21 protein-coding genes and 1 tRNA gene are annotated in these 22,722 nt (G+C 74.0%); 12 read left to right on the top strand and 10 right to left on the bottom strand.

The window, feature by feature from the left end; all coding sequences use genetic code 11:
* The first annotated feature begins 25 nt into the window (after nucleotides 1-25).
* From QDR37_RS01815 to QDR37_RS01795, 5 genes are all read left to right on the top strand, one after another.
* Nucleotides 26-1,279: a DNA polymerase IV gene (locus QDR37_RS01815; RefSeq protein ID WP_279711835.1), complete on the top strand. Its 1,254-nt coding sequence runs from the start codon at nucleotides 26-28 to the stop codon at nucleotides 1,277-1,279.
* A 142-nt stretch (nucleotides 1,280-1,421) separates the two neighbouring features.
* On the top strand, nucleotides 1,422-3,536 hold the full coding sequence (locus QDR37_RS01810) for a hypothetical protein (RefSeq protein ID WP_279711834.1): 2,115 nt from the start codon (nucleotides 1,422-1,424) through the stop codon (nucleotides 3,534-3,536).
* An 11-nt stretch (nucleotides 3,537-3,547) separates the two neighbouring features.
* Nucleotides 3,548-4,408: a DUF4397 domain-containing protein gene (locus QDR37_RS01805; protein WP_279711833.1), complete on the top strand. Its 861-nt coding sequence runs from the start codon at nucleotides 3,548-3,550 to the stop codon at nucleotides 4,406-4,408.
* Nucleotides 4,405-5,118 (top strand): class F sortase, encoded by a 714-nt coding sequence (locus QDR37_RS01800; protein WP_279711832.1) that lies wholly within the window; start codon nucleotides 4,405-4,407, stop codon nucleotides 5,116-5,118. Before QDR37_RS01805 ends, QDR37_RS01800 begins: the two co-directional genes overlap by 4 nt.
* A 2-nt stretch (nucleotides 5,119-5,120) precedes the next feature.
* On the top strand, nucleotides 5,121-6,500 hold the full coding sequence (locus tag QDR37_RS01795; RefSeq protein ID WP_279711831.1) for an MFS transporter: 1,380 nt from the start codon (nucleotides 5,121-5,123) through the stop codon (nucleotides 6,498-6,500).
* 2 nt (nucleotides 6,501-6,502) lie between these two features.
* Here the strand turns inward: QDR37_RS01795 and treZ are convergent, their stop codons facing one another.
* From treZ to glgX, 3 genes are read right to left on the bottom strand one after another with little or no spacing between them, the layout of a single operon-like run.
* Entirely contained in the window at nucleotides 6,503-8,263 is a 1,761-nt protein-coding gene (gene treZ, locus QDR37_RS01790) for a malto-oligosyltrehalose trehalohydrolase (RefSeq protein WP_279711830.1), read from the bottom strand.
* The gene (gene treY, locus QDR37_RS01785; protein ID WP_279711829.1) at nucleotides 8,260-10,587 is read right to left on the bottom strand and encodes a malto-oligosyltrehalose synthase; all 2,328 of its coding nucleotides are present in this window, start codon (nucleotides 10,585-10,587) and stop codon (nucleotides 8,260-8,262) included. Before treY ends, treZ begins: the two co-directional genes overlap by 4 nt.
* Entirely contained in the window at nucleotides 10,584-12,803 is a 2,220-nt protein-coding gene (glgX, locus tag QDR37_RS01780; RefSeq protein WP_279711827.1) for a glycogen debranching protein GlgX, read from the bottom strand. The genes treY and glgX overlap by 4 nt, the downstream gene beginning before the upstream one ends.
* A gap of 163 nt (nucleotides 12,804-12,966) precedes the next feature.
* On the opposite strand from glgX, the gene QDR37_RS01775 reads away from it, so the two are divergent.
* A complete protein-coding gene (locus QDR37_RS01775) occupies nucleotides 12,967-13,302 on the top strand; it encodes a hypothetical protein (protein WP_279711825.1) in 336 nt (111 codons plus the stop codon).
* Nucleotides 13,303-13,346: 44 nt separating this feature from the next.
* Nucleotides 13,347-14,852: a molybdopterin-dependent oxidoreductase gene (locus QDR37_RS01770; protein ID WP_279711823.1), complete on the top strand. Its 1,506-nt coding sequence runs from the start codon at nucleotides 13,347-13,349 to the stop codon at nucleotides 14,850-14,852.
* A 313-nt stretch (nucleotides 14,853-15,165) separates the two neighbouring features.
* Here QDR37_RS01770 and QDR37_RS01765 read toward each other — a convergent pair whose 3' ends face one another.
* Nucleotides 15,166-16,074, bottom strand: coding sequence for a TIGR03560 family F420-dependent LLM class oxidoreductase (locus QDR37_RS01765; protein WP_279711822.1), 909 nt, complete (start codon nucleotides 16,072-16,074; stop codon nucleotides 15,166-15,168).
* Between the two features lie 52 nt (nucleotides 16,075-16,126).
* On the opposite strand from QDR37_RS01765, the gene QDR37_RS01760 reads away from it, so the two are divergent.
* Both QDR37_RS01760 and QDR37_RS01755 read left to right on the top strand, forming a co-directional pair.
* Nucleotides 16,127-16,732: a hypothetical protein gene (locus tag QDR37_RS01760; RefSeq protein WP_279711820.1), complete on the top strand. Its 606-nt coding sequence runs from the start codon at nucleotides 16,127-16,129 to the stop codon at nucleotides 16,730-16,732.
* Between the two features lie 4 nt (nucleotides 16,733-16,736).
* Nucleotides 16,737-17,021: a hypothetical protein gene (locus tag QDR37_RS01755; protein ID WP_279711819.1), complete on the top strand. Its 285-nt coding sequence runs from the start codon at nucleotides 16,737-16,739 to the stop codon at nucleotides 17,019-17,021.
* Nucleotides 17,022-17,043: 22 nt separating this feature from the next.
* Here the strand turns inward: QDR37_RS01755 and QDR37_RS01750 are convergent, their stop codons facing one another.
* The 5 genes from QDR37_RS01750 to orn form a co-directional block, all read right to left on the bottom strand.
* A complete protein-coding gene (locus QDR37_RS01750; RefSeq protein WP_279713533.1) occupies nucleotides 17,044-17,322 on the bottom strand; it encodes a metallopeptidase family protein in 279 nt (92 codons plus the stop codon).
* 68 nt (nucleotides 17,323-17,390) lie between these two features.
* Nucleotides 17,391-17,903, bottom strand: a complete 513-nt coding sequence (locus QDR37_RS01745) for an AAA family ATPase (protein WP_279711818.1) — start codon at nucleotides 17,901-17,903, stop codon at nucleotides 17,391-17,393.
* Nucleotides 17,904-17,955: 52 nt separating this feature from the next.
* Nucleotides 17,956-18,195 carry a DUF3263 domain-containing protein gene (locus tag QDR37_RS01740; protein WP_279711817.1) on the bottom strand — a complete coding sequence of 80 codons (240 nt, stop codon included), beginning with the start codon at nucleotides 18,193-18,195 and terminating at the stop codon, nucleotides 17,956-17,958.
* 106 nt (nucleotides 18,196-18,301) lie between these two features.
* Nucleotides 18,302-18,377, bottom strand: a tRNA-His gene (locus QDR37_RS01735).
* 52 nt (nucleotides 18,378-18,429) lie between these two features.
* On the bottom strand, nucleotides 18,430-19,056 hold the full coding sequence (gene orn / locus QDR37_RS01730) for an oligoribonuclease (protein ID WP_279711816.1): 627 nt from the start codon (nucleotides 19,054-19,056) through the stop codon (nucleotides 18,430-18,432).
* A gap of 114 nt (nucleotides 19,057-19,170) precedes the next feature.
* Between orn and QDR37_RS01725 the strand changes: the two genes are divergently transcribed.
* A complete protein-coding gene (locus tag QDR37_RS01725) occupies nucleotides 19,171-20,076 on the top strand; it encodes a DUF2090 domain-containing protein (RefSeq protein WP_279711815.1) in 906 nt (301 codons plus the stop codon).
* A gap of 68 nt (nucleotides 20,077-20,144) precedes the next feature.
* Nucleotides 20,145-20,423 (top strand): hypothetical protein, encoded by a 279-nt coding sequence (locus QDR37_RS01720; RefSeq protein WP_279711814.1) that lies wholly within the window; start codon nucleotides 20,145-20,147, stop codon nucleotides 20,421-20,423.
* Nucleotides 20,424-20,482: 59 nt separating this feature from the next.
* Here the strand turns inward: QDR37_RS01720 and QDR37_RS01715 are convergent, their stop codons facing one another.
* On the bottom strand, nucleotides 20,483-21,553 hold the full coding sequence (locus tag QDR37_RS01715; protein ID WP_279711813.1) for a magnesium transporter CorA family protein: 1,071 nt from the start codon (nucleotides 21,551-21,553) through the stop codon (nucleotides 20,483-20,485).
* Between the two features lie 116 nt (nucleotides 21,554-21,669).
* On the opposite strand from QDR37_RS01715, the gene QDR37_RS01710 reads away from it, so the two are divergent.
* A complete protein-coding gene (locus QDR37_RS01710) occupies nucleotides 21,670-22,716 on the top strand; it encodes an acyltransferase family protein (RefSeq protein ID WP_279711811.1) in 1,047 nt (348 codons plus the stop codon).
* Nucleotides 22,717-22,722 lie beyond the last annotated feature (6 nt).

The raw sequence follows: 22,722 nt of genomic DNA, 5'->3' as shown, positions 1-22,722 counted from the left end.
CGCCGGTCGCTGGCAGGATCGCCCCGTGACGACGAAGGGCGGGCAGGGCACGCGCCAGGTGTCCGACGCCGCCGTCGACAGCAGCCGCGCCACCGTGCTCCACGTCGACATGGACGCGTTCTTCGCGAGCGTCGAGCTCCTCGAGCACCCCGAGCTGGTGCACCGGCCCGTGATCATCGGCCACGAGGGCGGCCGCGGCGTCGTCACCTCCGCGAACTACCCGGCGCGCCGCTTCGGTGTGCGCTCGGCGATGCCCGTCTCGCGGGCGCTGCGCCTCTGCCCGAACGCGGTCGTGCTGCCGCCGCACTACGACCGCTACCGCGAGGCGTCCGAGACGGTCATGGGGATCTTCCGCGACGTCACGCCCGTCGTCGAGCCGCTCAGCATCGACGAGGCGTTCCTCGACGTCGCCGGTGCGGTGCGCCTGTTCGGGCCCCCGGCCGGGATCGCGGCAGCGATCCGCGCGCGGGTGCTCCGCGAGACGGGTCTCACCTGCTCCATCGGCGCCGGGGCGAGCAAGTTCATGGCCAAGCTCGCCTCCACGCGCGCGAAGCCCGACGGGCTGCTCGTCGTGCCGCCCGAGCAGGCGCTCGCGTTCCTGCACCCGCTGCCCATCGAGGCCCTCTGGGGCGTCGGGCCCGCCACGCAGCAGTCGCTGCAGCGGCGCGGCATCCGCACGGTCGGCGACCTCGCAGAGACGCCCCGACCCGTGCTCGAGGGCTGGGTCGGGCAGTCCGCGGGCAGCCGCCTCCACGACCTCGCGTGGGCACGCGACCCGCGCCGCGTCACGCCGCACCGCGCCGAGAAGAGCATCGGGCACGAGAACACGTTCGGCACCGACATCCGCGACGAGGCGGCGCTGCGCCGCGAGCTGCTCGAGCAGGCCGGCCGGGTCGCGGTGCGCCTGCGCCGGGCCGGCTACCGGGCCCGCACCGTCTCGCTGAAGCTCCGGTTCGCCGACTTCAGCACGATCACGCGCTCCCACACCCTCGCCGAGCCGACCGACGTCGCACGGCGCATCCACGACGAGACCTGCGCCCTGCTCACCGCGGTCCGGCTGCAGGGCCGCGCCGTCCGCCTGCTCGGCACCCGCGCCGAGCAGCTGGTCCCGGCCGACGACGACGTCCCTGGGCTCTGGAGCGACGACGAGCAGTGGCGGGGGGCCGAGAGCGCCCTCGATCGGGCCACTGCCCGCTTCGGGCGCGACGCGCTGCGCCCCGCCGCCCTGATCGGCGCACGGCAGCGCGACCGCGAACGACTCGTCGACGGCGAGGGCTGACGATGGGCGGCGCTGCGCTGGACGGGACCGTGGTGGACGACGCGGTGCGGCGGGCTCCCAGCCGCTCCCGCCATGCTGATCGCGTGGCGGGGGGCCGGGGGACTGCTCGCGCGCCCGAGACCGGGCGCGCCCGCTCGTCGGCATGAGCGCCGACGAGCCCGAACCGCGGTTCGAACCGCCGACCGGCACCGCCCGCGGGCGGCGCCGCGAGTCCTCGCGCCATCGCGGCGACCGCTTCGCCGGGCTGCCGCCCTGGCTCGCGTGGACGTTCCGGCACGGCGTGCCGCTCATCTCGCTGCTGCCGGCGGTGCTCGCCGTCGCGCTCGCGCAGGGACTCAGCCCGCAGGCCCAGCAGCTGCCCACCGGGGATGCGCGGTTCGCCTTCGCGGGTGCGTTCGCGATCACGCAGCCGGGCGCGCTCGGCGGTCCACCGCTCGCCGGCGTGCCCGCCTTCGGCTGGGTCGAGCTCGGGCTGCTGCTGCGCGCCCTCGGCGGCAGCGCCGCGCCGCTGCTCGCGGCACGCTCGGCGCTGCTGCTGCTCGCGGTCGTCACCGTCGCGCTGACGTGGTGGTGCTGCCGCCGGGCCGGAGCGAGCGGCCTCGCCGCCGGCGCCGCCGCCGCGGTCGCGGGAGTCGCGCCGATCGCCGTCGCAACCCACGCCACGGTGTCGGTCGCCGCCATCGCCGTGCCCTGGCTGCTGCTCGCGCTCGCCCTCGCGCCGCCGGGCGGCGACGTCGCCCCACGACGCGCCGACCTCGCCGCGCTCGGTGCGGGCGCCGCTGCCGCGCTCGCGGTGCTGACGGCGCCGCCCGCAGCCGTCGCGCTCCCCGGCCTCGCTTGGGGCGCCCTCGCGAGCGGCTCCGCGAGGGCACGGCTACGGCTCGTGGACGACGTGCCGCGGCCATCCGCGCCGCGGCGGCGCGCGGTCCTTCTCGCGGCGGGGTTCGTCGCGGTGCTCGTCGTCGCCGGCGTCGTCGCGCTCGTGCTCGGCAGCCGGCCGCGCACGCCGGCCGGCTCGGTCGCCGCGGGCATCGCGGCCGCGGCCGCCGCGCAGGCGCCGTTCCCCGCCGCCGGCAGCGCCGCGATCCCGGCGTGGCTCGGCGCCGACCCGCTCACGCTGCTCGTCGCGCTCGTCGCACTCGCGCTCGCGGTGCGCTCCCGTCGTCTGCTGCCCGCGTCCGTCACCGCGCTGCTCGTGCTCGTCGGCTCGCTCTGGCCGGACGGCCACGACGCCGTCGGTCCCGTCGCGCTGCTGCTGCCCCTCGCGGCGCTCGCGATCGCCGCCGCCGTCGACGAGGCGGTCGTGCTGCTCGGGCATCCGCGGCTCCAGCGCAGCGTGGTCGGCTCCGGCTGGCTCATGGGCGTCGCCGCCGTGCTCGTCGTCGCCGCGGTCGTGTGGGCGACCGGGCTGCCGCGGCTGCAGCCCGGCCCCGACGGCGCGGTCGCACAGGCGAGCGGCTGGCTGCGCACGAGCGTGCCCGCCGGGCAGGTGGTGCTCGCCGAGCTCCCCGCCTGGCCGACCCTGCAGGCCTCGTCCTCGCGGCCCGTCGGCTGGTACGCGCCGCCCGTCACCGCGGGACCGGCGCCGAGCAGCCCCGGATGGAGCCGCGCCGACTACGTCGTGAGCGTCGGCGCCACCCCCCAGCCGACCGGCAGCGCCGCCGCGGTGCTCGGCCGGGCCGAGACCGTCGCCCGGTTCCGGTCGGGGACCGAGTCGGTGCGGGTGCTCGCCGTCGCGGGCGGTGCGGCGGGCCGCGGCTCCGGATCGCAAGCGGGCTCGGCTCCGAGCCCGAGCCCCACCCCGTCGTCGAGCACCACCCCCTGGCCGGGGTCGCAGCCCACCCCGACGCCGCCGTCCGCCGCGCAGCTGCAGGCGTCGGCCGCCGCCCGGCGTCAGGCCGGGGCGCAGCTCGCCCAGAACCCTCGCATCACCCTCACCGGCGCCGATCGTGCGGCCCTCGAGGCCGGGCTGGTCGACAGCCGCGTCGCGATCGTGCTCGCTCAGCTCGCGGCCGTGCACCCGATCACCGTCGCGGGCTTCCCGCGCGTGTCGACCGACGGATCCGAAGTCCTTCGTCAGGTACTCATCAGTACCGTCGACGGCAAGCGCGTACCGGGGGACCCGCGAAGCACGGATGTGCTGCTGCGATACCTGTCGAGGTTGCGCGGCATGTTCGCGACATCATCGCTCGGCGCCACCACCGGCGGCGTCCTGGCCACCTTCCCGCCCGACCCCACCTTCGTCCCACCGTCCTGAGGAGCCCCCCGATGTCCCGCCTCCGCCCCCGCTCCCTCGGCGTGCTGGCCGCCGCCTCCGCGACGGCCCTCGTGCTGCTCTCCGCCGTCCCCGCATCCGCCGCGGGGAGCACCGGCTGGCTGCGGCTCGCCCACCTCTCGCCCGACACCAAGCAGGTCGACGTCACCCTCACGAGCCTCTCCGGCCAGACCGTCGTCGAGAAGCTCTCGAAGGTCGGCTACGGCGACGTGTCGCCCTACATCACGCTGCCGACCGGCACCTACGCCATCGCGATGGTCCCCGCCGGGGCCCCCGCCTCGACGACGCCGGTCGTGAAGGCCGCGGTCAGCGTCGTGAACGGCAAGGCCGAGACCGTCGCCGCGATGAACTTCAACAAGGACATCGAGACGCACGTGTACAGCGACGACCTCGCGTCGGCGACCTCGAACTCGGTGCGCGTGCGCGTGCTCGAGGCCTCGGCGAACCACCGGACGGTCTCCGTGAAGTCCGGCTCGACGACCATCGACAGCGGCCTCGGCTTCTCGAAGGTGAGCGGCTACGCGACCGTGCCGGCCGGGAACGTGCCGATCACGGTCTCCGCGGGCTCGACCACGGCGACCAGGTCCTTCTCCTTCCCGAGCGGCAGCGTCCACACCCTCTTCGTGCTCGACACGGCGCAGGGCGGCCTCACGGTCAGCACCGTGCTCGACAGCGCGAGCGCGGCGCTCGTGCCGCAGGGCTCGGTGAACACCGGCGGTGGTGCGCTCGTCGGCGGGGACGCCGCCCTGGTCCCGGTCGCGGCGCTGCTCGCGGCGGTCGCGGCCGCCGGCGCCGCGGGCACCGGCCTGCTGCTGGTGCGGCGGCCGCGGCGCACGGGGGCAGCCCGGGCATGACGCAGGCGGACGGGGCCGCTGCGGGGCGGCCGAGGTCGTCGCGGCGGGTCCGTCTCGTGCGGCTGCTCGTGGCAGCCGCGGTCGTCGCCGACGCCGCGGTGCTCGGCGGCTCGGCGGCGGTGCTCGCCGCGCAGGCGCAGGCGGCGCACGCGGCGCAGGTCGCCGCTGCCGAGCGGCGGGCAGCGCTGCACCTCGCGGCGGTGAAGACCGCGCGGGGCGCCGCGGACGGCCTGCAGGATCCGTCGACGCCCGCGCCGGTCCAGCGCAGCACGGCGAAGCCCGTGCGCATCCTGATCCCGGCGATCTCGGTCGACGCGAACCTGCAGCGTCTGCACCGCGACGCGAAGGGTGTGCTGCAGCCGCCCGACGTGTGGGCCGACGCCGGCTGGTACGCCGAGGGCGTCGTGCCGGGCGACACCGGACCCGCCGTGATCGCCGGACACCTCGACACGACGAAGCGGGCGGCCGTCTTCGTGGCGCTGCGGCAGCTGCGCCCCGGCGATGTCGTGCAGGTGCGCATGTCGGACCAGCGGACGGTCACCTTCCGGGTCACCTCGAGCAAGGTGGTGCAGAAGGCGCTCTTCCCGACGACCGAGGTCTACGGCCCGACCCCCGACGCCGAGCTGCGGCTCATCACCTGCAGCCAGCCCTTCGACGAGGTGCACGGCGTCTACGCGGACAACCTCGTCGTGTTCGCGACGAAGGTCTGAAGGTGCGCGACGCTCCCGAGTCGGCCGCCACGTCGTACCGACCTCCGGGGGCCGTCGTGACCGCGCTCTGCCTGGTGCAGTTCGTCGACGTGCTCGGCGTCACCGCGGCGACGACCGCGATCCCCGCGATCGTGCACGATCTGCGCGGGGACAGTTCCTCGGCGGCGCTGCTCGGCAGCGTGTACGCCGCCTCGTTCGGTGCGCTGCTCGTGCCTGCCGCGCGGGCCGGCGACCGCTACGGCCACCGCCGCGTCCTGCTCACCGGCATCGTGGCGTTCGGACTCGTCGGCGTGCTCGCCGCCTTCTCGAGGGACGTGCGGCTCGTCGTGCTCGCCCGGGCGCTGCAGGGCGCCGCGGCCGCGGTGTCCGTGCCGTCGGCGCTTCGGATCCTGCTCGCGGCCGCGCCGCTCGATCCCGCTCGGCGGACGGCGGTGGGCATGTGGAGCGCCGCGGGAGCGGTGGCCGGGGCGTGCGGCTTCCTCGCGGGCGGCGTGCTGACGCAGACGGCGGGCTGGCAGGCCGTGTTCTGGATCTCCGGACCCGTCGCTGCCGTGCTGCTGCTGCTGCTCGTACCCCTGACGGCCGTCGCGGCCGCCGGCGGCGACCGGGACCAGCGGCTCGGCATCCTCGGCGGCGGGATGCTCGGCGCCGCGGTCGGGGGCGTGGTCCTCGGCGCCGCGCTCGTCGAGGGCCCGTCGACCCGGCTCGCCGGAGCGGCCCTGATCGGCGCAGGCGCCGTCCTCGGGGCGCTCCTCGTGCTGCAGCAGCGGCGCGCGGACGTCCCGCTGCTGCCCGCCGGAGGACTGCGCGACGCCAACCTGCGGACGGGGGTCCTGGCCTCGTTCGTGAACACCGCGACGACGAGCAGCGTCGCGGTGCTGGCGACGCTGCAGCTGCAGAGCGTGCTCGGGCTGCCGCCCGTCGTCGCGGGACTCGCGCTGCTGCCGATCAGCGCGGGCGCCGTCGGCGGCTCCCTCGCCGCGCCGTGGATCGGGGCACGTCTCGCGCCTCGTCGGGCCGCAGCGGCCGGGCTCGGGGGCATCGTCATCGGCGACGCGGCCTTCGCCGTGACCGTGCCCTCGCTCGGCTGGACGGTGGTCGCCGCGGTGATCATCGGACTCGGTCTCGGGGCGGCGTCGGTGCCGGCGACGGCGATCGGCACGGCCGTGCCCGCGGCGCTGGTCGGCGGCGCGACCGGGGTGGTGAACACCGCGGCGCAGCTCGGGACGGCGCTCGGCACCGCCGTGCTCGTCGTGCTCGCCGGCGTGATCGGCCGGTTCGGCGTCCCGACCGCCGCCGCGGCCGCCGCGCTGCTGGCGGCGGGGACGGCGGTCCGGCTCGTGGTCCAGCGACCGCCGGCCGCTCCCGCGGCGGCCGGCTGAGCTCAGGCGACGACGATCGCGGCGGACTCGGGCGGCAGCACGAGCGTCGTGCCGTCGGCCGAGACCCCCTGAGCGGTCGAGAGCACGAGCGCGCCCGGCACGGCGACCCGCGTCTCCGCGTCGCCGAGGTTGACGCCGACCGTCACGGGACCGCGGCGCAGCACGAGCCACTGCGCCGCCGCGTCCACCAGCACCCGCGTCTCGAGGAACCGCGGGTCGGTCAGCTCCGGCAGACGCCGGCGCAGGTCGAGCAGGCGGCGGTGCAGGTCGAGCAGGGCGCCGTGCGGGCCGGCGCCCACCTCGTCCCAGTCGAGCTTCGACCGGGTGAAGGTCTCGGGGTCCTGCGGGTCGGGCACGACCGCCGGGTCCCAGCCCATCTTGGCGAACTCCGCGATGCGGCCCTTCGCGGTCGCCTCCCCGAGCTCCGGCTCCGGGTGCGAGGTGAAGAACTGCCACGGCGTCGATGCGCCCCACTCCTCGCCCATGAACAGCATCGGGGTGAACGGCGTGGTGAGGTTCAGCACGGCGCCGATCGCGAGCCGCGCGGGGGAGAGGGTCGCCGAGATCCGGTCGCCGGTGGCCCGGTTGCCGATCTGGTCGTGGTCCTGCAGGAACGTGACGAGCCGATGCGTCGGCAGCGTGAGCAGGTCGATGGGGCGCCCGTGGTGCCGCTCCCGGAACGTCGACATCGTGCCGTCGTGGAAGAAGCCGCGCTGCAGCACCTTCGCCAGCGCGTCGAGGCCGGCGAAGTCCTCGTAGTAGCCGGTCGTCTCGCCCGTGAGCGCGACGTGGAGGGCGTGGTGGAAGTCGTCGCTCCACTGCGCGTCGAGCCCGTAGCCGTGCGCCTCCCGCGAGGTGATGAGCCGCGGGTCGTTCATGTCCGACTCCGCGATCAGCGGAAGCGGGCGGCCGACGTGGGCCGAGAGCACCGCGACCTCGACCGCCAGCTGCTCGAGCAGGTGCTGGGCGCGGTGGTCGACGAGCGCGTGGACGGCGTCGAGCCGCAGCCCGTCGACGTGGTACTCGTTCAGCCACATCAGCGCGTTGTCGATGATGTACCGCCGCACCTCGTCGGACTCGGGTCCGTCGAGGTTCACGGACGAGCCCCACGTGTTGCCGCCGAGCTCGGCGAGGTACGGCCCGTACTGCGGCAGGTAGTTGCCGGACGGCCCGAGGTGGTTGTAGACGACGTCCTGGATCACGGCGAGCCCGCGCCGGTGGCAGGCGTCGACGAAGCGCTGGTACGCGGCCGGCCCGCCGTAGGTCTCCTGCACGGCGTACCAGAGCACCCCGTCGTAGCCCCAGTTGTGCGTGCCGTTGAACGCGTTGACGGGCAGCACCTCGACGTGTGTGACGCCGAGGTCGACGAGGTGGTCGAGCCGCTCGATCGCGGAGTCGAGCGTGCCGGCGGGGGTGAACGTGCCGATGTGGAGCTCGTAGATCGACCCGCCGGCGAGCTGGCGGCCCGTCCACGCGGCGTCCTGCCACTCGTGGGCGCCCGGGTCGAACCGCTGCGACGCCTCGTGCACGCCACGCGGCTGCCGCCGGGAACGCGGGTCGGGCAGCAGCCGGTCGTCGTCGCCGAGCAGGTAGCCGTACTCGGCGTCGGGCGCGACATCGGTCAGCTCGCCCTCGCGGGGCGACCACCAGCCGTCGTCGCCGCGAACGAGCTCGTGCTCCCGGCCCTGCACCCGCACCCGCACGCGCTCCGGCTTCGGCGCCCAGACGGCGAGCGGATGGCGGATGGTCGTCGTGTCGGTCACGGCTTGCCTCCCACGGGGACGAACAGGGCGACGGGGTAGTGCTGCAGCGCATCGGCGAGGCGCAGCTCTCCCGACTGGTGCTCGGCGCCCGTGAGCACGTCGCGCACGGGCGAGGAGCCGAGGTCGATCGCGGTGTCGCGCCAGCCGCCGCGCGCCGCGAGGCCGATCGGCAGGCGGGTGGCCACGGTCATGGCGCCGCCGCGGTCGAAGGCGACGACGTGCTCGGCGGCGGGTCCGGTCGCCTGCACCGGGGTGTAGCCGGTGAAGAGGTCGGGCCGCTCGCGCCTCGTGCGCAGCGTGTGCGCGACGAGGAGCAGCTTCGCGGCGCCGGTGTCGTCCAGCAGCGGCAGCGCGCCGGCGTCGATCTCCGCGAGCAGCCGGCGGCGCAGCGCGTAGTCGACCGGGCGGCGGTTGTCGGGGTCGACGAGGGAGGTCTCCCACAGCTCGCTGCCCTGGTAGACGTCGGGCACGCCCGGGGCTGTGAGCTGCAGCAGCTTCATGCTCAGACTGTTCGACCAGCCGGCGGCCTGCACGCGCTCGACCGCGCGGCGGATCACCGCGCCGACCCGCTGGTCGTCGTACACGGCGTCGACGGCCGCGTGCATCCGCTGCTCGAACGCCTCGTCGGGCGCGGTCCACGTGGTCGAGACGCCCGCTTCTCGCGAGGCCTTCTCGGCGTAGGCGTGCAGCCGCTCCCGCTCGATCGGCCACGCGCCGACGGCGGCCTGCCAGAGCAGGTTCGCGAACGTCGGGTCGCCGAAGGGCGCGAGCCGCTCGAGCTCGTCGACGATCGACCCCCACTCGTCCGGCACCTCGGCGAGCACGTCGATACGGGCGCGGACGTCCTCGCCGCGCTTCGTGTCGTGCGTCGAGAGCGTCGTCATCGCGACGGGCCAGCGCTCCTGCCGCCCGGCCATCCGCCGGTGGAAGCGCTCGACGGTCTCGCTGAAGTCGTGCGGCTCGCCGCCGACCTCCGTGAGGCTCGTGAGGCGTGGGTAGCGGTAGAACGCGTTGTCCTCGACGCCCTTCGCCATGACCATGCCGGAGGTCTGCTGGAACCGCTGCGAGATCGGCGACCCGACGCGCTTCAGCAGGCCGACGACCGCGGCGATCGGCTCGGTGAGGTCGGGGCGGCGCCGCGTCGCGTCGGCCGCCGCCTGGTCGAGGTGCTCCTCCCCGCGGGGCAGGTACGAGCGGTAGACGGGGAAGTCGGTGAGCAGCTCTCCGACGGCATCGGCGACCGCGTCGGGGTCCTGGTCGGTGTCGTGCACGCCCTCGCGGACGAGCCGCAGGACCTCGGAGTGCAGGATCCCGTCGGCGACCGATCGCTTCGTCGTGTGGACGAGCTCGTGCCAGTCGACCGGCTCCGTGGCGAGGCGCGAAGCGAGATCGGTGAGCGGCGCCTCGCCGGCGGGGTCGACGAGCACCCGGTCGAAGTCGCCGAGTGCGTCGTAGCCCGTGGTGCCGTCCGTGGCCCACTCGTCCGGCAGCGGCTCGTCGCCTTCGAGGATCTTCTCGACGAGCACGTAGGTGCCGCCGGAGGCCTCGGCGAGCCGGTCGAGGTAGGCGCCCGGGTCGAGCAGGCCGTCCGGGTGGTCGATGCGGAGGCCGTCGGCGAGGCCGCGCCGCACCCAGTCGAGGATCGCGTGGTGCGACTCGTCGAAGACCCACGGCACCTCGACGCGGATCGCGGCGAGGGTGTTCACCGCGAAGAAGCGCCGGTAGTTGAGGTCCGAGTCGGCGCGTCGCCAGTCGACGAGCTCGTAGGCCTGTCGATCGTGGACCGTCCTCGCGTCCGCGCCGTCGTCGGCGGTGCCGGGCCGGATCGGGTACCGGTTCTCGTAGTAGGCGAGCTCGCCGTTGCGCACCTCGAGCCTCGCGAGGTCGTCGGCCGACCCGAGCACCGGGATGCGGATGCGCCCGTTCCCGAAGTCCCAGTCGACGTCGAACGCCTCGGCGTAGCGCGACTCCCGGCCGTAGGTGAGCAGGTCCCACCACCAGGGGTTCTTCGCCGGGGTCGCGACGCCCATGTGGTTCGGCACGATGTCGACGAGCACGCCGAGCCCGACGCCGTGCGCCGCGGTGGCGGCCTCCTCGAGGCCGCGGTCGCCGCCGCGGGACGGGTCCACGCGGTCGTGCCGCACGACGTCGTAGCCGTGCTGCGAGCCCGGCTCGGCCTCGAGCAGCGGCGACAGGTAGACCCAGTCGACGCCGAGGTCGCGCAGGTAGCCGGTGAGCTCGGCCACCGAGTGCAGGTCGAACGCGTCGGTGACCTGGATGCGGTAGGTCGAGACGGGCGTCCGGGCCGGCGGGGTGCGACTCATCGGCCGGCTGCCGGCTTCGTCGCCGTCTGGGCCGCAGCGGGACCCGTGTTCTGGGCGTTCGCGAGCACCGCGAGCGACGCGGCCACGGAGTGGTCCGGCTCCGACTCCTGCTCGGTGTGGGCCCGGAGCACGACGAGCGAGCGCCCGTCGACATCGATGTGGTCGCCGGGCGCGAGGCCGATGCGGTCGGTCGACTGCCCGGAGGTGTCGACGACCACGTCCCAGCCGGCGCCGAAGCGGCCGGAGGGGATCGTGAAGGCGATGGGGTCGTCCGCGGCGCTGAAGAGCAGCAGGAAGTCGACGTCGGTGACGGTCTCGCCGCGCACGTCGCGCTCGCGGAGACCCTCGCCGTTCAGGTACACGCCGACGGCCTTGCCGAAGCCGCTGCCCCAGTCCTTCTCCTGCATCTCGGTGCCGTCCGGGAGCAGGAACATGATGTCCGGCAGCGGGGCGCCCTCCTCCCGCGGCTGCGGACGGCCGTTGAAGAAGCGGCCGCGGCGGAACGTCGGGTGCTCCTTGCGGAGCCGCGAGATCGCCGCGGTGAACTCGATGAGCGGCTGATCGGCCTGGTCCCAGTGCATCCAGCTGATCTCGCTGTCCTGGGCGTACGTGTTGTTGTTGCCGCCCTGGGTGCGGCCCAGCTCGTCGCCGTGCAGGATCATCGGCACGCCCTGGCTGAGCAGCAGGGTGGCGAGGAAGTTGCGCTGCTGCTTCGCACGCATGCCGAGCACGGCGGAGTCGTCGGTCTCACCCTCGACGCCCGAGTTCCACGACCGGTTGTGCGACTCCCCGTCGTTGTTGTTCTCGCCGTTCGCCTCGTTGTGCTTCTCGTTGTACGACACGAGGTCGCGCAGGGTGAAGCCGTCGTGCGCCGTGACGAAGTTGATCGAGGCGACCGGCTTGCGGCCCGAGTTCTCGTACAGGTCGGCGGAGCCGGTGAGGCGCGACGCGAACTCGCCGAGCGTCGCCGCCTCGCCCCGCCAGAAGTCGCGGACCGTGTCGCGGAACTTGCCGTTCCACTCCGACCACTGCGGGGGGAAGTTGCCGACCTGGTAGCCGCCGGGGCCGATGTCCCAGGGCTCGGCGATGAGCTTCACCTGGCTCACCACCGGGTCCTGCTGCACGAGCTCGAAGAAGGTCGACAGCCGGTCGACCTCGTAGAACTCGCGCGCCAGGGTGGCGGCGAGGTCGAAGCGGAAGCCGTCGACGTGCATCTCGGTGACCCAGTAGCGCAGCGAGTCCATGATCAGCTGCAGCGAGTGCGGGTGGCGCACGTTGAACGAGTTGCCGGTGCCCGTGTAGTCCATGTAGTACCGCTTGTCGTCGTCGACGAGGCGGTAGTAGGCGGCGTTGTCGATGCCGCGGAACGACAGGGTGGGCCCCATGTGGTTGCCCTCGGCCGTGTGGTTGTAGACCACGTCGAGGATCACCTCGATGCCGGCGGCGTGCAGCGCCCGCACCATCGACTTGAACTCCTGCACCTGCTGGCCGAGCTGCCCCGTGGCGGCGTACTCGTTGTGCGGGGCGAAGAAGCCGATCGTGTTGTAGCCCCAGTAGTTGCGGAGGCCCTTGTCGAGGAGGGTCGAGTCCTGCACGAACTGATGGACGGGCATCAGCTCGATCGCCGTGATGCCGAGCCGCTGCAGATGGTCGATGACGACCGGATGCGCGATCGCCGCGTAGCTGCCGCGCTCCTCCTCCGGGATCTCGGGGTGCAGGTGCGTCAGGCCCTTCACGTGGGCCTCGTAGATCACCGTCTCCTTGTACGGGGTGCGCGGCAGGCGGTCCCCGCTCCAGTCGAAGAACGGGTTGATGACCACGGAGAGCATGACGCTGCCGGCGGAGTCCTCGTCGTTCGTCGAGTCCGGGTCGCCGAACGTGTACGAGAACAGGGACTGGTTCCAGGTGTACTCGCCGACGGTCGCCTTCGCGTACGGGTCGAGCAGCACCTTGTTCGGGTTGCAGCGCAGCCCGTTCTTCGGGTCGTACGGGCCGTGGACGCGGAAGCCGTAGCGCTGCCCCGGCTGGATCTGCGGCAGGTAGGCGTGCCAGACGTAGGCGTCGACGTCGACGAGGTCGATGCGGGTCTCGGTGCCGTCCTCGGAGAAGAGGCACAGCTCGACCTGGTCGGCGACCTCGGAGTAGATCGCGAAGTTGGTCCCGCTGCCGTCGAAGGTGGCGCCGAGGGGATACGGGCTGCCGGGCCAGGTCTGCACGTGGGGCTCCTTGTGTGGGGTCCGTGTCGGAGAAGCGGTGTCGGAAAAGCGACAGTGCACCGTAGCCGCGGCAGCCTCACGGAAGACCCTGAACGGCAGGGGGCGCCGGGACCCGCAGCGCTCTCCCAGACGCACGGCGGCCCGGTCTCGGTACCGTGCCCGCATGACGAACCTCGCGGTCCAGCTCGCCGACACCGTCAAGTCGTTCGGCGTCTCCGCCGTGTACGGCGACGCGCAGGAGATCGAGGGCACCACCGTGGTGCCGGTCGCGCTCGTCGCCTACGGCTTCGGTGCCGGACAGGGGGAGGGACCCGACGGCGAGGGCAGCGGCGGTGGCGGTGGGGGCGGCGGCTACACGCTGCCGATCGGCGCGTACATCGGCGACAGCCTCGGCGTGCGGTTCCAGGCGAACCCGGTGGCGCTGCTCGCCGTGGGCATCCCGTTCACGATCGTCGCGGGGCGCGCCCTCGCGCGGATCATCAAGGCGCTGAAGAAGTAGCGCTCCCGCGCAGTCGCGCCCGCACGCGGAGGTAGCCTCCGGCCGTGCACAGGGACGGCATCGGCGCGCTCGCCGGGCTCGCGGCCGCCGCGGTCGCGGTCGGCGCGTCCGAGCTCGTCGCCGCGCTGCTGCGCCCGTCGGCGAGCCCGCTGCTGTCGGTGGCCTCACTCGTCATCGACCTGACCCCGCCCGGGGTGAAGGACGCCGTCATCGGCCTCTTCGGCACCGGCGACAAGGCGTTCCTCGTCGTCGTGCTGCTCGTCGTGCTCGCCGCCGCGGCAGCCGGTGCGGGCGTGCTCGAGGCGCGGCGGGCGCCCGCCGGCCGGCTGCTCACCGTGGCGCTCGCCGTCGGGGCGGCCGTCGCGGTCGTCACGCGCACGGGCGCGTCGCCGCTCGACGTCGTGCCGACGCTCGTCGCCGCGCTCGGGGCGGTGGTCGTGCTCGGCCGGCTCACCCGTCCGCTGCGCGAGCCGGGCGGTGCGGGCCCCTCCCGCCGCGCGCTGCTGCTCGGTGCCGGCGTCTGGGCCGGGCTCGGCATCGTGGCTGCGGCGGGCGCCGAGGCGATGCAGGCGCCGGCGCGGCGCGCCGCTGCGGCGATCGCCCGCATCCGGCTGCCGCGGCCCGTCTCCCCGGTCGGGCCGCTGCCCGCGGGCGCGCAGCTCGACGTGCCGGACCTCGCGCCCCTGATCACCCCGACGCCCGACTTCTACCGCATCGACATCGCCCTCTCGCCGCCGCAGCTCGACCCGGCCACCTGGGCGCTGCAGGTCACGGGCGAGGTCGAGCGGCCGCTCACGCTCACCTACGCGGAGCTCGCCGGCATGCCGACGCGGGAGAGCCGCACCACGATCATGTGCGTCTCGAACGAGGTCGGCGGCGACCTCATCGGCAGCGCGGTGTGGCAGGGGATCCCGATCCGGGACGTGCTCGAGCTCGCCCGCCCGAGGGCGGGCGCCGACATGGTGCTCTCGTCGGGCGCCGACGGGTTCTCCGCGAGCACGCCGCTCTCCGCGCTCACCGACCCGGGGCGCGAGGCGCTGCTCGCGATCGGGATGAACGGCGAGGTGCTGCCCGAGCTGCACGGGTTCCCGGTGCGCATGATCGTGCCGGGGCTCTACGGGTTCGTGTCCGCGACGAAGTGGCTGACGCGCCTCGAGGTCACGCGGTTCGACGCGGCGACCGCGTACTGGACGACCCGCGGGTACTCGGCGAAGGCGCCGATCAAGGTCGGCAGCCGCATCGATGTGCCCGACCGGGCGATCTCGGCCGGCGTCGTGACGGTGGCGGGCGTCGCGTGGGCCCAGCACACCGGCATCGCGCGCGTGCAGCTGCAGGTCGACGACGGGCCGTGGCGCGACTGCGAGCTCTCGACCGAGGTGACCCCCGACCTGTGGCGGCAGTGGCGGTTCCGCTGGACGGCGACGACGGGGACGCACCAGGTCCGCGTCCGCGCCACCGACCGGCACGGCCTCGTGCAGACCGCGAGGATGCAGGGCGTCGCGCCCGACGGTGCCACCGGCCTGCACACCGTGACGCTCCACGTGCCCTAGCCGGCGCCTGCTCGCGCCCCCGGCCGCCACCGGTTCGGACGGGAGCACCGGATCGCGCCCCTGGACCGAATCGGGTGCGGGAACGCCGGTGGGCCGAATCGGTGGCGGGTGGTCGCCGGGAGCGGCCAGGATCCAGGACGCCGGCGCGGATGCAGGACCGTGCGTCCTGAACGCCGCCGCGGTGGTCCATCCGACTGAATCGTGGCGGCGCGGCCGCCGCCGATTCGGACGGGAGCACCGGATCCCGCCCCTGGACCGAATCGGGTGCGGGAGCGCCGGTGAGCCGAATCGGCGGGCACCGACGAGCGGCGCCCTAGAGCAGCGCCTCGGCCAGCACCTCGAGGTGCTCGAGGTCCTCCATGTCGATGACCTGCAGGTAGACGCGGTCCGCGCCGAGCTCGGCGTAGCGGCCGACACGGTCGGCGACCTCCGCGATCGTGCCGCCGAGGGCTTCGGCCCGCAGCTGCACCGGGTCGGCGCCGATGCGCTCCGCGCGCGCCCGGAACTCCTGGTCCGTGCGTCCGACGACCGTCTGGTGCGCGACCGACAGCCGCAGGTCGCCGTCGGGCCGTCCAACGTCGCGCGCCGCCGCCCGCACGCGGTCCAGCGCGGCGCCGATCGCGGCCTCGTCGGCGAAGGCGGCGTTGTACTCGGTCGCGAAGCGGGCCGCGAGCGCCGGCGTGCGGCTCGGGCCCATGCCGCCGATGATGAGCGGCACGCGGGCCTGCATCGGCTTCGGCAGCGCCGGGGCGTCCTCGAGCCGGTAGTGCTCGCCCGTGAACGAGAAGGTCTCGCCGAGCGGGGTGCTCCAGAGCCCGGTGACGATCTCGAGCGACTCCTCGAGCAGCCCGAACCGCTTCGGCGGGAACGGGATGCCGTACGCGCGGTGCTCCCGCTCCATCCAGCCGGTGCCGAGGCCGAGCTCGGCCCGGCCGCCCGACATCGCGTCGACCTGCGCCACCTGGATCGCGAGGATGCCGGGGTGCCGGAACGTCGCGCTCGACACGAGGGTGCCGAGCCGGATGCGGCGCGTCTCGCGGGCGAGACCGGCGAGCGTGGTCCAGGCGTCGGTCGGCCCGGGCAGCCCGTCGCGGAACTGCGCGTGGTAGTGGTCGCTGCGGAACCAGCCCGTGAACCCGAGCTGCTCGGTCGCCTGCGCATGGGCGAGCTGGGTGGCGTACGACGCCCCCTCCTGCGGTTCGGTGAAGACGCACAGCTCCATGCTCCGAGCCTAGGCTGGCGGATCCGGGGACCGCCGGGGGAGGCGAGGCACCGTGGACGCGCTGCCCGCCGCGCCGCCGGGCGCCACGCCGGCGACCGCCGTGCTCGAGGCGGTGCGCCCGCGGCTCGGGAGCGCCGGCGTCCTGCTGCTCGACGGCCGGTCCGGCAGCGGCAAGACGACGCTCGCGGCGTGGCTCGGCGCCAGGCTCGGCGCGCGCGTGCTCGCCGTCGAGGACCTCTACCCGGGCTGGGACGGGCTCGAGGCCGCCGCTGCGCTGCTCGCCGAGCGCGTCCTGCCGGCTCTGCGGCGTGGCGAGGCCGCCTCGTGGCCGACCTGGGACTGGGCGGCCGATCGGCCGGGTCCGCCGGCGAGCCTGCGCCCCGGTGGGCGTCTCGTCGTCGAGGGATGCGGCGCGCTCACCGGCGCGAGCCGAGCGCTCGCCGACGCCGCGGTGCTGCTCGACGTCGACGACGCGGTGAGGCGGCAGCGGATCCTGCACCGAGATCCGCCCGAGGCGATGCCGGGCCACCGCCGCTGGGCGGCGCAGGAGCGGCGCGCGCGGGTCAAGGACCCGCAGCCCCGGCTCGCCGACCTCGTGCTGCGCGGCGGGGTCGCGCTGCCCGGTCAGAGGATCACCAGTGCTCCGGCGCTACCGTGACGGCATGAGCGATGCGACCCAGTCCGCCGAGCCCAGGAAGTACGTCGCGGAGTACGCGGGCGGCCCGCTCGACGGCCAGACCGAGCACCGCTTCCTCGTCGACGGTCAGCCGGAGGAGCGGCTCGCGCAGCTGGCACTCGTCGACGGCACGGAGGCGATGTTCGACTACGTCGCGGGCGAGCGGCGCCAGCTGAACGGCGAGACCTACGTGACCTTCACGTTCGACGCCGACCTCAGCGACACCCTGCAGGGTCAGGCCGACCCGAACGAGGAGTCGCGACACCTCTGAGCCGCAGCGCCGGACCGGGGGCTCAGGCCCAGCCGAGCTCGTGCAGCCGGTCGTCGTCGAGGCCGTAGTAGTGGCCGATCTCGTGCACGAGGGTCGCGTGGACCTCGTCGCGCAGCTCGTCCAGCGTCTCGGCGGTGTCGAGGTGCGGCAGCCGGTAGATCACGATGCGGTCGGGCAGCTCGCCGAAGCCGTACCGGTCGCGGGAGGTCAGGTCGACGCCCTGGTAGTGCCCGAGCAGGGTCTCGCCGTCGCCGGGCTCGTCCTCGATGACGAACGCGACGTTCTCGAGGCCGTCGAGCATCTCGTCGGGCAGCGCGTCGAGCTCGTCGCCGACGAGGTGCTCGAACTCCTCCTCGGAGAGCCGGAGCGTCACGCCGTGCCGATCCGGCGCAGCACGCGGGCGGCCGCCTCGTCGGCGGACAGCACAGCGGTGTCGAGCACGAGGCGCTCGCCCGTCCACGGCTCGACCTCGCGGGTGCGCACCTCGTGCCAGGTCGGCGGCACCAGGTTCTTCACCGACACCGTGCGCGTCTCGATGCGCCGGCGGTGCTCGACGGTGTCGCTGCAGACGAGCTCGACCTGCAGCGCCGCGGTGCGCGCGGCACGGCCGGTCTCGGCCCAGGCGTCGCGCGTGACCCGCAGGGGGTTGACGCACTCGACGACGACACCGAGGCCGAGCGCGAGCTGCTCCGCGGCGAGGGCGTAGGCGACGGCGTAGCCCGAGACGCCGACGGGTCCAGCGAGGTCGGCGTGGTCGCGGAGCGCCTGCTCCACCGTGTCGACGCGGATGAAGCCGACCCCGAGCCGCTGGGCCACGAGAGAGGCGACGGTCGTCTTGCCGGTGCCCGGCAGACCGCCGACGACGACGAGCGGACCGGTCATGCGGCCTCGCCGCCGCGCGTCCTCTGCACGGGGGAACCGTAGCGGGCCGCGCTCAGGCCGCCCGACGGAAGCGGTCGCGCTCGTGACGCAGCTCGGCGCGGCGCTCGACACGGGCGACCACGCGCGGGTACGCGTCGACGACCTCGGGTCGGCGCGCGAGCCGGTCGAGCCGCTCGTAGTAGCGCGCCGCGCTCATGCCGAGGCGGTTGCGCAGCGCGTCGACCTTGGCGGGGGTGTGGCGGGGGTTGCGCTCCTCGAACTCGAGGAGCCGGATGTCCTGGTGCGTGAGCATGCCACGATTATCGAACACACCTCCGACACCGCTGCTCGTACACGTGTTCGGTGTGCTACGACGAGCGCGGGACGCGCCGAGGCGGCGCCCGGAGGACCGGGGGAGATGGGGTGGACGACGGGACTCGAACCCGCGACTTCCGGCACCACAAGCCAGCGCTCTACCAACTGAGCTACGCCCACCACGGCCCCGTGCGCGCAGCGCGGAGCGCCGTCGAGTCTAGCGCAACGCCGGTCAGGCCTTCGGAACCGCGCTGTGCGCGAAGGCCTCGACGACCTCGGCGGCGGCGGCCTGCGCCTGGTCGGAGGCCGGCCCGGGCTGCGCGACGAACGCGGTGCGCCGGTAGTAGGCGAGCTCGCGGATGGACTCGAGGATGTCGGCGAGCGCCCGGTGGCCGCCGTGCTTGGCGGGCGCGTTGTAGTAGACGCGCGGGAACCAGCGCTTCACGAGCTCCTTGATGGAGGAGACGTCGATGCTGCGGTAGTGCAGGTGCGTGTCGACCCGGGGCATCTGCCGCACGAGGAACGAGCGGTCGGTGCCGATCGTGTTCCCCGCGATCGGCGCCTGCCCGGGCGCGGTGAAGCGCTGCAGGTACTCGAGCACCTTCGCCTCGGCCTCGCCGAGGCTCACGCCGTGCTGCATCGCCTCGAGCAGCCCCGAGCTCGTGTGCATGTCGCGGACGACGGGACCCATCTGCGCCAGGGCGGAGTCGTTCGGCTTGATGACGATGTCGAACCCCGGATCGAGCACGTTCAGCTCGAAGTCGGTGACGACGGCGGCGACCTCGACGAGCTCGTCGACCTCGAGGTCCAGACCGGTCATCTCGCAGTCGATCCAGACGAGGCGGTCAGCAGCAGCCATCCCGCGAGTCTACTGAGCGCCTCGACGAGGCGCCGAGGGCCCGGTCAGGAGCCGCTTCCGCCGGTCGCCCCACGTGCTCGGGGCGGACGCAGGGACCGCGCGGAGGATTGCCCCATGGCAGTCCCGACCCCGCTCCTCCTCCTCGCGATGGACCAGCGCGACAGCATCGAGCAGAAGCTCTACGACCTCGATCGCGCTCCGACGCCGCAGCAGGCGGCGAGCATCGCGGCGAACAAGCTGCTCGTCTTCCGCGGCCTGCTCGACGCGGTCGAGTCGCTGCCGTCCGGCGTGCGCCCCGGCTTCCTCGTCGACGAGCAGTACGGCGCCTCGCCGGCCGAGCTCGCGGCCGCCGACGAACGGGTGACGCTCGCGATGCCGATCGAGGCGAGCGGGCAGCAGTGGTTCGGCTTCGCCTACGGGGACGACTGGCAGCGGCACGCCGAGTTCTTCGGCGCCGACCACGCGAAGGTCCTGATCCGCGACAACCCCGCGCTCGACGCCGGGGAGCGCCACGGCCAGGCCGAGCGCCTCGCCGCGGTCTCGCGCTGGTCGCGCGAGCACGGGCACGACCTGATCCTCGAGCTGCTCGTGCCCGCCACGGACGACGACCTCGCCCGGGTCGGCGGCGACCAGGACCGGTACGACCGCGAGGTGCGACCGGGGCTCACCGCCCTGGTGATCCGCTTCCTGCAGGACGCGGGCGTCGAGCCGGCGATCTGGAAGATCGAGGGGCTCGACACCCGCGAGGCCGCCGAATCGATCGTCCAGGCCGCGCGGCGCGACGGTCGGGACGCCTCCTGCATCGTGCTCGGCCGTCACGCGCCCAAGGAGCGGCTCGACGCGTGGCTGCGCGTCGCGGCGCCCGTGGAGGGCTTCGTCGGCTTCGCCATCGGCCGCAGCATCTGGTGGGACGTGCTGGAGGGACGCCTCGACGGGTCGCTCGACGAGGACGAGGCGCGTCGGCGCATCGCCGAGCAGTACAGCGGCTACGTCCGCACCTACCTCGAGGCGCGCGGCTGACCCGGATGATCGCTGTGCGTTCGTCGAGAGGCGGCAGCGCCGCGGGAGGCCGGGCGTAGCGTCCCGCCATGACAGACGAACGCAGCACGACGGGCGACGACGACACGATCGCGCGCCCGTTCGACCAGACGAACGGCATGACCGACATCGGCGGCGAGACCGACGGCACGGCCAGGAGCGACACCGAGAGCGCGGCCGAGCGGTCCGACGGCGACGGCCTCGACGGCACGGTGGCCGGCGACCGCCTCGACGGCGCCGAGGTCGGCGACGACCGGGAGCGCGGCGCGGACGAGGAGGACCTCGGGTTCGGCGGCCCCGCCGCGGCAGGAGGGCTCCAGCGCGGCTGAGCCCGCAACGCGACGACGACGCGGACCCTGCCGAGGAGGCGGGGTCCGCGTCGCCGCGCTCAGAGCCAGCCGCGGCGCTTCAGCAGCAGGTACAGCCCCCCCGCGAGCAGGACGATGAGGACGGTGCTCGTGATGAAGCCCCATTCGTGCGCGAAGCCGGGGTACGGCACGTTCTGTCCGTAGAAGCCCGTGATCGCGGTGGGCACGGCGATGATCGCCGCCCAGGCGGCGAGCTTCTTCGTCACCTCGTTCAGCTCGTTGCTCTGCTGGTTGAGGCTCGTCTCGAGCACGTTCGCGACGAGGTCCCGGTCGCTCTCCACGTCGTCGCCGATGTGCAGCACGTGGTCGTACACGTCCTGGTAGTAGGGCTGCAGCCGGTCGGGGACGAGATGCCCCTCCTCCGCGTGCAGCAGCCGGCCCACGACGTCGCGCATCGGCAGGGTCACGCGGCGCAGCGTCGCGAGGTCCTTGCGCACCTCGAAGCCGCGGCGCCGGATGTCGAGCCGGCTGTCGTCGTCGAAGAGGGCGTCCTCGAGCCCTTCGACCGCGTCGCCGACGCGGTCCACAGCCCGTGCCTGGCCGTCGACGATCGCGTCGAGCAGGCCGTGGAGGAGGCCGCCGACGCCGGCGCTCGTCACCCATCCCGCGCTGTCCCAGCGTGCGACGAGCGCGTCGATGTCGAAGTCCGCCTTCCGCACGGTGATGAGCGCCCGCTCGAGCACGAACGCGCTCACCTCGCTCGTGCGCAGCCCGTCGTCCTCGGCGTCGACCGCGTACACGTTGAGGAACAGGTGCGACGCGTAGCGGTCGAGCTTCGGCCGCTGCCGGTCGTGCACGGCATCCTCGATCGCGAGCGGGTGCAGCCCGAACTCCTGGGTGACGATCGCGAGGTCCTCGATGTCGGGGTCGTAGAGGTCGAGCCAGACGAACGAGGCCGGGTCCTCCTCGAGCCGCTCGCTGAGGTCCTCCGCCGGGAAGCCCTCCTTCGCGAGCGCGCCGTTCCGGTACCAGCGGGTGCGGGTCGGGCAGGTCGGCGGCCGGTCGGCGCTCACGCTCGGCGCATCCGCGCCGGGCTGCCCGGGGTCGCCCGGCGCGGGCTCCGGGAGCGGCAGGAGGTCGTCGATGCTCACGCGCCCACTGTGGCCCGTCCCGGCTGAGGGCCGCGCAAGAATCGAGGCCGCGCGTCGAGCGTGATCAGGGGGGCCGTATTCACCACGCGTTGGTGTTTCCGCGGCATCCTGGAGGGGTGACCCGCACCGAGACGCCCCCGGCCGCGGCGTCCAGCACGCGGGCAGCGCGCGACCCGTTCTTCGACAACGCGAAGCTCGTGCTGATCGTGCTCGTCGTGCTGGGGCACAACTGGTACCCGCTGACGGACCAGTCGCCCGTGATCAAGGCGGCCTACGAGGTCGTCTACACGTTCCACATGCCGGCGTTCGCGCTCGTATCGGGCTACCTCTCGACGCGCTACGACGGCGGCCCGAGCCAGATGCGCAAGCTCGTGCTCACCGTGCTCGTGCCCTACCTGATCTTCGAGACCCTGTACGCCTGGCAGGCCTCGGTGCTCTCGCATCAGCCCTTCAACCTGCACTTCTCGAGCCCGATCTACGTGACCTGGTTCCTGGTGTCGCTCTTCGTCTGGCGGCTCAGCGCGCCCCTCTGGCGCGCCGTGCCGCAGCCGGTCGTGATCGCGTTCGCGGTGTCGCTCGTGTCGGCGATCACCGTGCCGAGCAACGTGTTCTCCCTGGCGCGGACCCTGCAGATGCTGCCGTGGTTCGTGATCGGCATGCAGCTGCGTCCGGAGCACCTCGAGCGTCTCCGCGTCATCCCGGTGCGCATCGGCGCGGCGGTCGCGTTCGTCGTGGCGGCGGTCCTCGCCGCCACCGTCGGGCAGGGCCTCGATCTCCGGTGGTTCGACCGCGAGTACACGGACATCGACCTGCATGTGACGATGCTCCGGTTCGTCGGGCAGACGGCCCTGCTCGACCTCGCCACCGTCGTGCTGGTGGCCGCGGCGCTCGCCCTCATCCCCACGAAGGCGTCATGGATGACCGCGCTCGGGGGGGCGACCATGTACCCGTTCCTGCTGCACGGCCTGGTCGTGCGGTTCGCCCAGCACTACGGGGTGCACGACACCCTGGCGTCCTGGGGGCCGCCCGGGCTGGCGGTGCTCACGCTCGGCGCGATCGGGCTCGCCCTCGTGCTCGGGCTGAGACCGGTGCGGGTCCTCACCGCCTGGGCGGTGCAGCCGGCCGACACCTGGCTCCGCCGGCCGCGTCTCAGCCCTTCCTGAGCCTGC

This window comes from Amnibacterium sp. CER49 (genome assembly GCF_029846255.1).
GTDB lineage: Bacteria > Actinomycetota > Actinomycetes > Actinomycetales > Microbacteriaceae > Amnibacterium.
This window is presented reverse-complemented; position numbering and strand designations above follow the sequence as displayed.

Excerpts from the sequence above, each read along its gene's own strand:
- QDR37_RS01810 (WP_279711834.1), top strand. The coding sequence starts at position 1,422 with ATGAGCGCCGACGAGCCCGAACCGCGGTTCGAACCGCCGACCGGCACC.
- QDR37_RS01805 (WP_279711833.1), top strand. The coding sequence starts at position 3,548 with ATGTCCCGCCTCCGCCCCCGCTCCCTCGGCGTGCTGGCCGCCGCCTCC.
- QDR37_RS01800 (WP_279711832.1), top strand. The coding sequence starts at position 4,405 with ATGACGCAGGCGGACGGGGCCGCTGCGGGGCGGCCGAGGTCGTCGCGG.
- treY (WP_279711829.1), bottom strand. The coding sequence starts at position 10,587 with ATGAGTCGCACCCCGCCGGCCCGGACGCCCGTCTCGACCTACCGCATC.
- QDR37_RS01775 (WP_279711825.1), top strand. The coding sequence starts at position 12,967 with ATGACGAACCTCGCGGTCCAGCTCGCCGACACCGTCAAGTCGTTCGGC.
- QDR37_RS01765 (WP_279711822.1), bottom strand. The coding sequence starts at position 16,074 with ATGGAGCTGTGCGTCTTCACCGAACCGCAGGAGGGGGCGTCGTACGCC.
- QDR37_RS01755 (WP_279711819.1), top strand. The coding sequence starts at position 16,737 with ATGAGCGATGCGACCCAGTCCGCCGAGCCCAGGAAGTACGTCGCGGAG.
- QDR37_RS01750 (WP_279713533.1), bottom strand. The coding sequence starts at position 17,322 with ATGCTCGACGGCCTCGAGAACGTCGCGTTCGTCATCGAGGACGAGCCC.
- QDR37_RS01745 (WP_279711818.1), bottom strand. The coding sequence starts at position 17,903 with ATGACCGGTCCGCTCGTCGTCGTCGGCGGTCTGCCGGGCACCGGCAAG.
- QDR37_RS01740 (WP_279711817.1), bottom strand. The coding sequence starts at position 18,195 with ATGCTCACGCACCAGGACATCCGGCTCCTCGAGTTCGAGGAGCGCAAC.
- orn (WP_279711816.1), bottom strand. The coding sequence starts at position 19,056 with ATGGCTGCTGCTGACCGCCTCGTCTGGATCGACTGCGAGATGACCGGT.
- QDR37_RS01725 (WP_279711815.1), top strand. The coding sequence starts at position 19,171 with ATGGCAGTCCCGACCCCGCTCCTCCTCCTCGCGATGGACCAGCGCGAC.
- QDR37_RS01720 (WP_279711814.1), top strand. The coding sequence starts at position 20,145 with ATGACAGACGAACGCAGCACGACGGGCGACGACGACACGATCGCGCGC.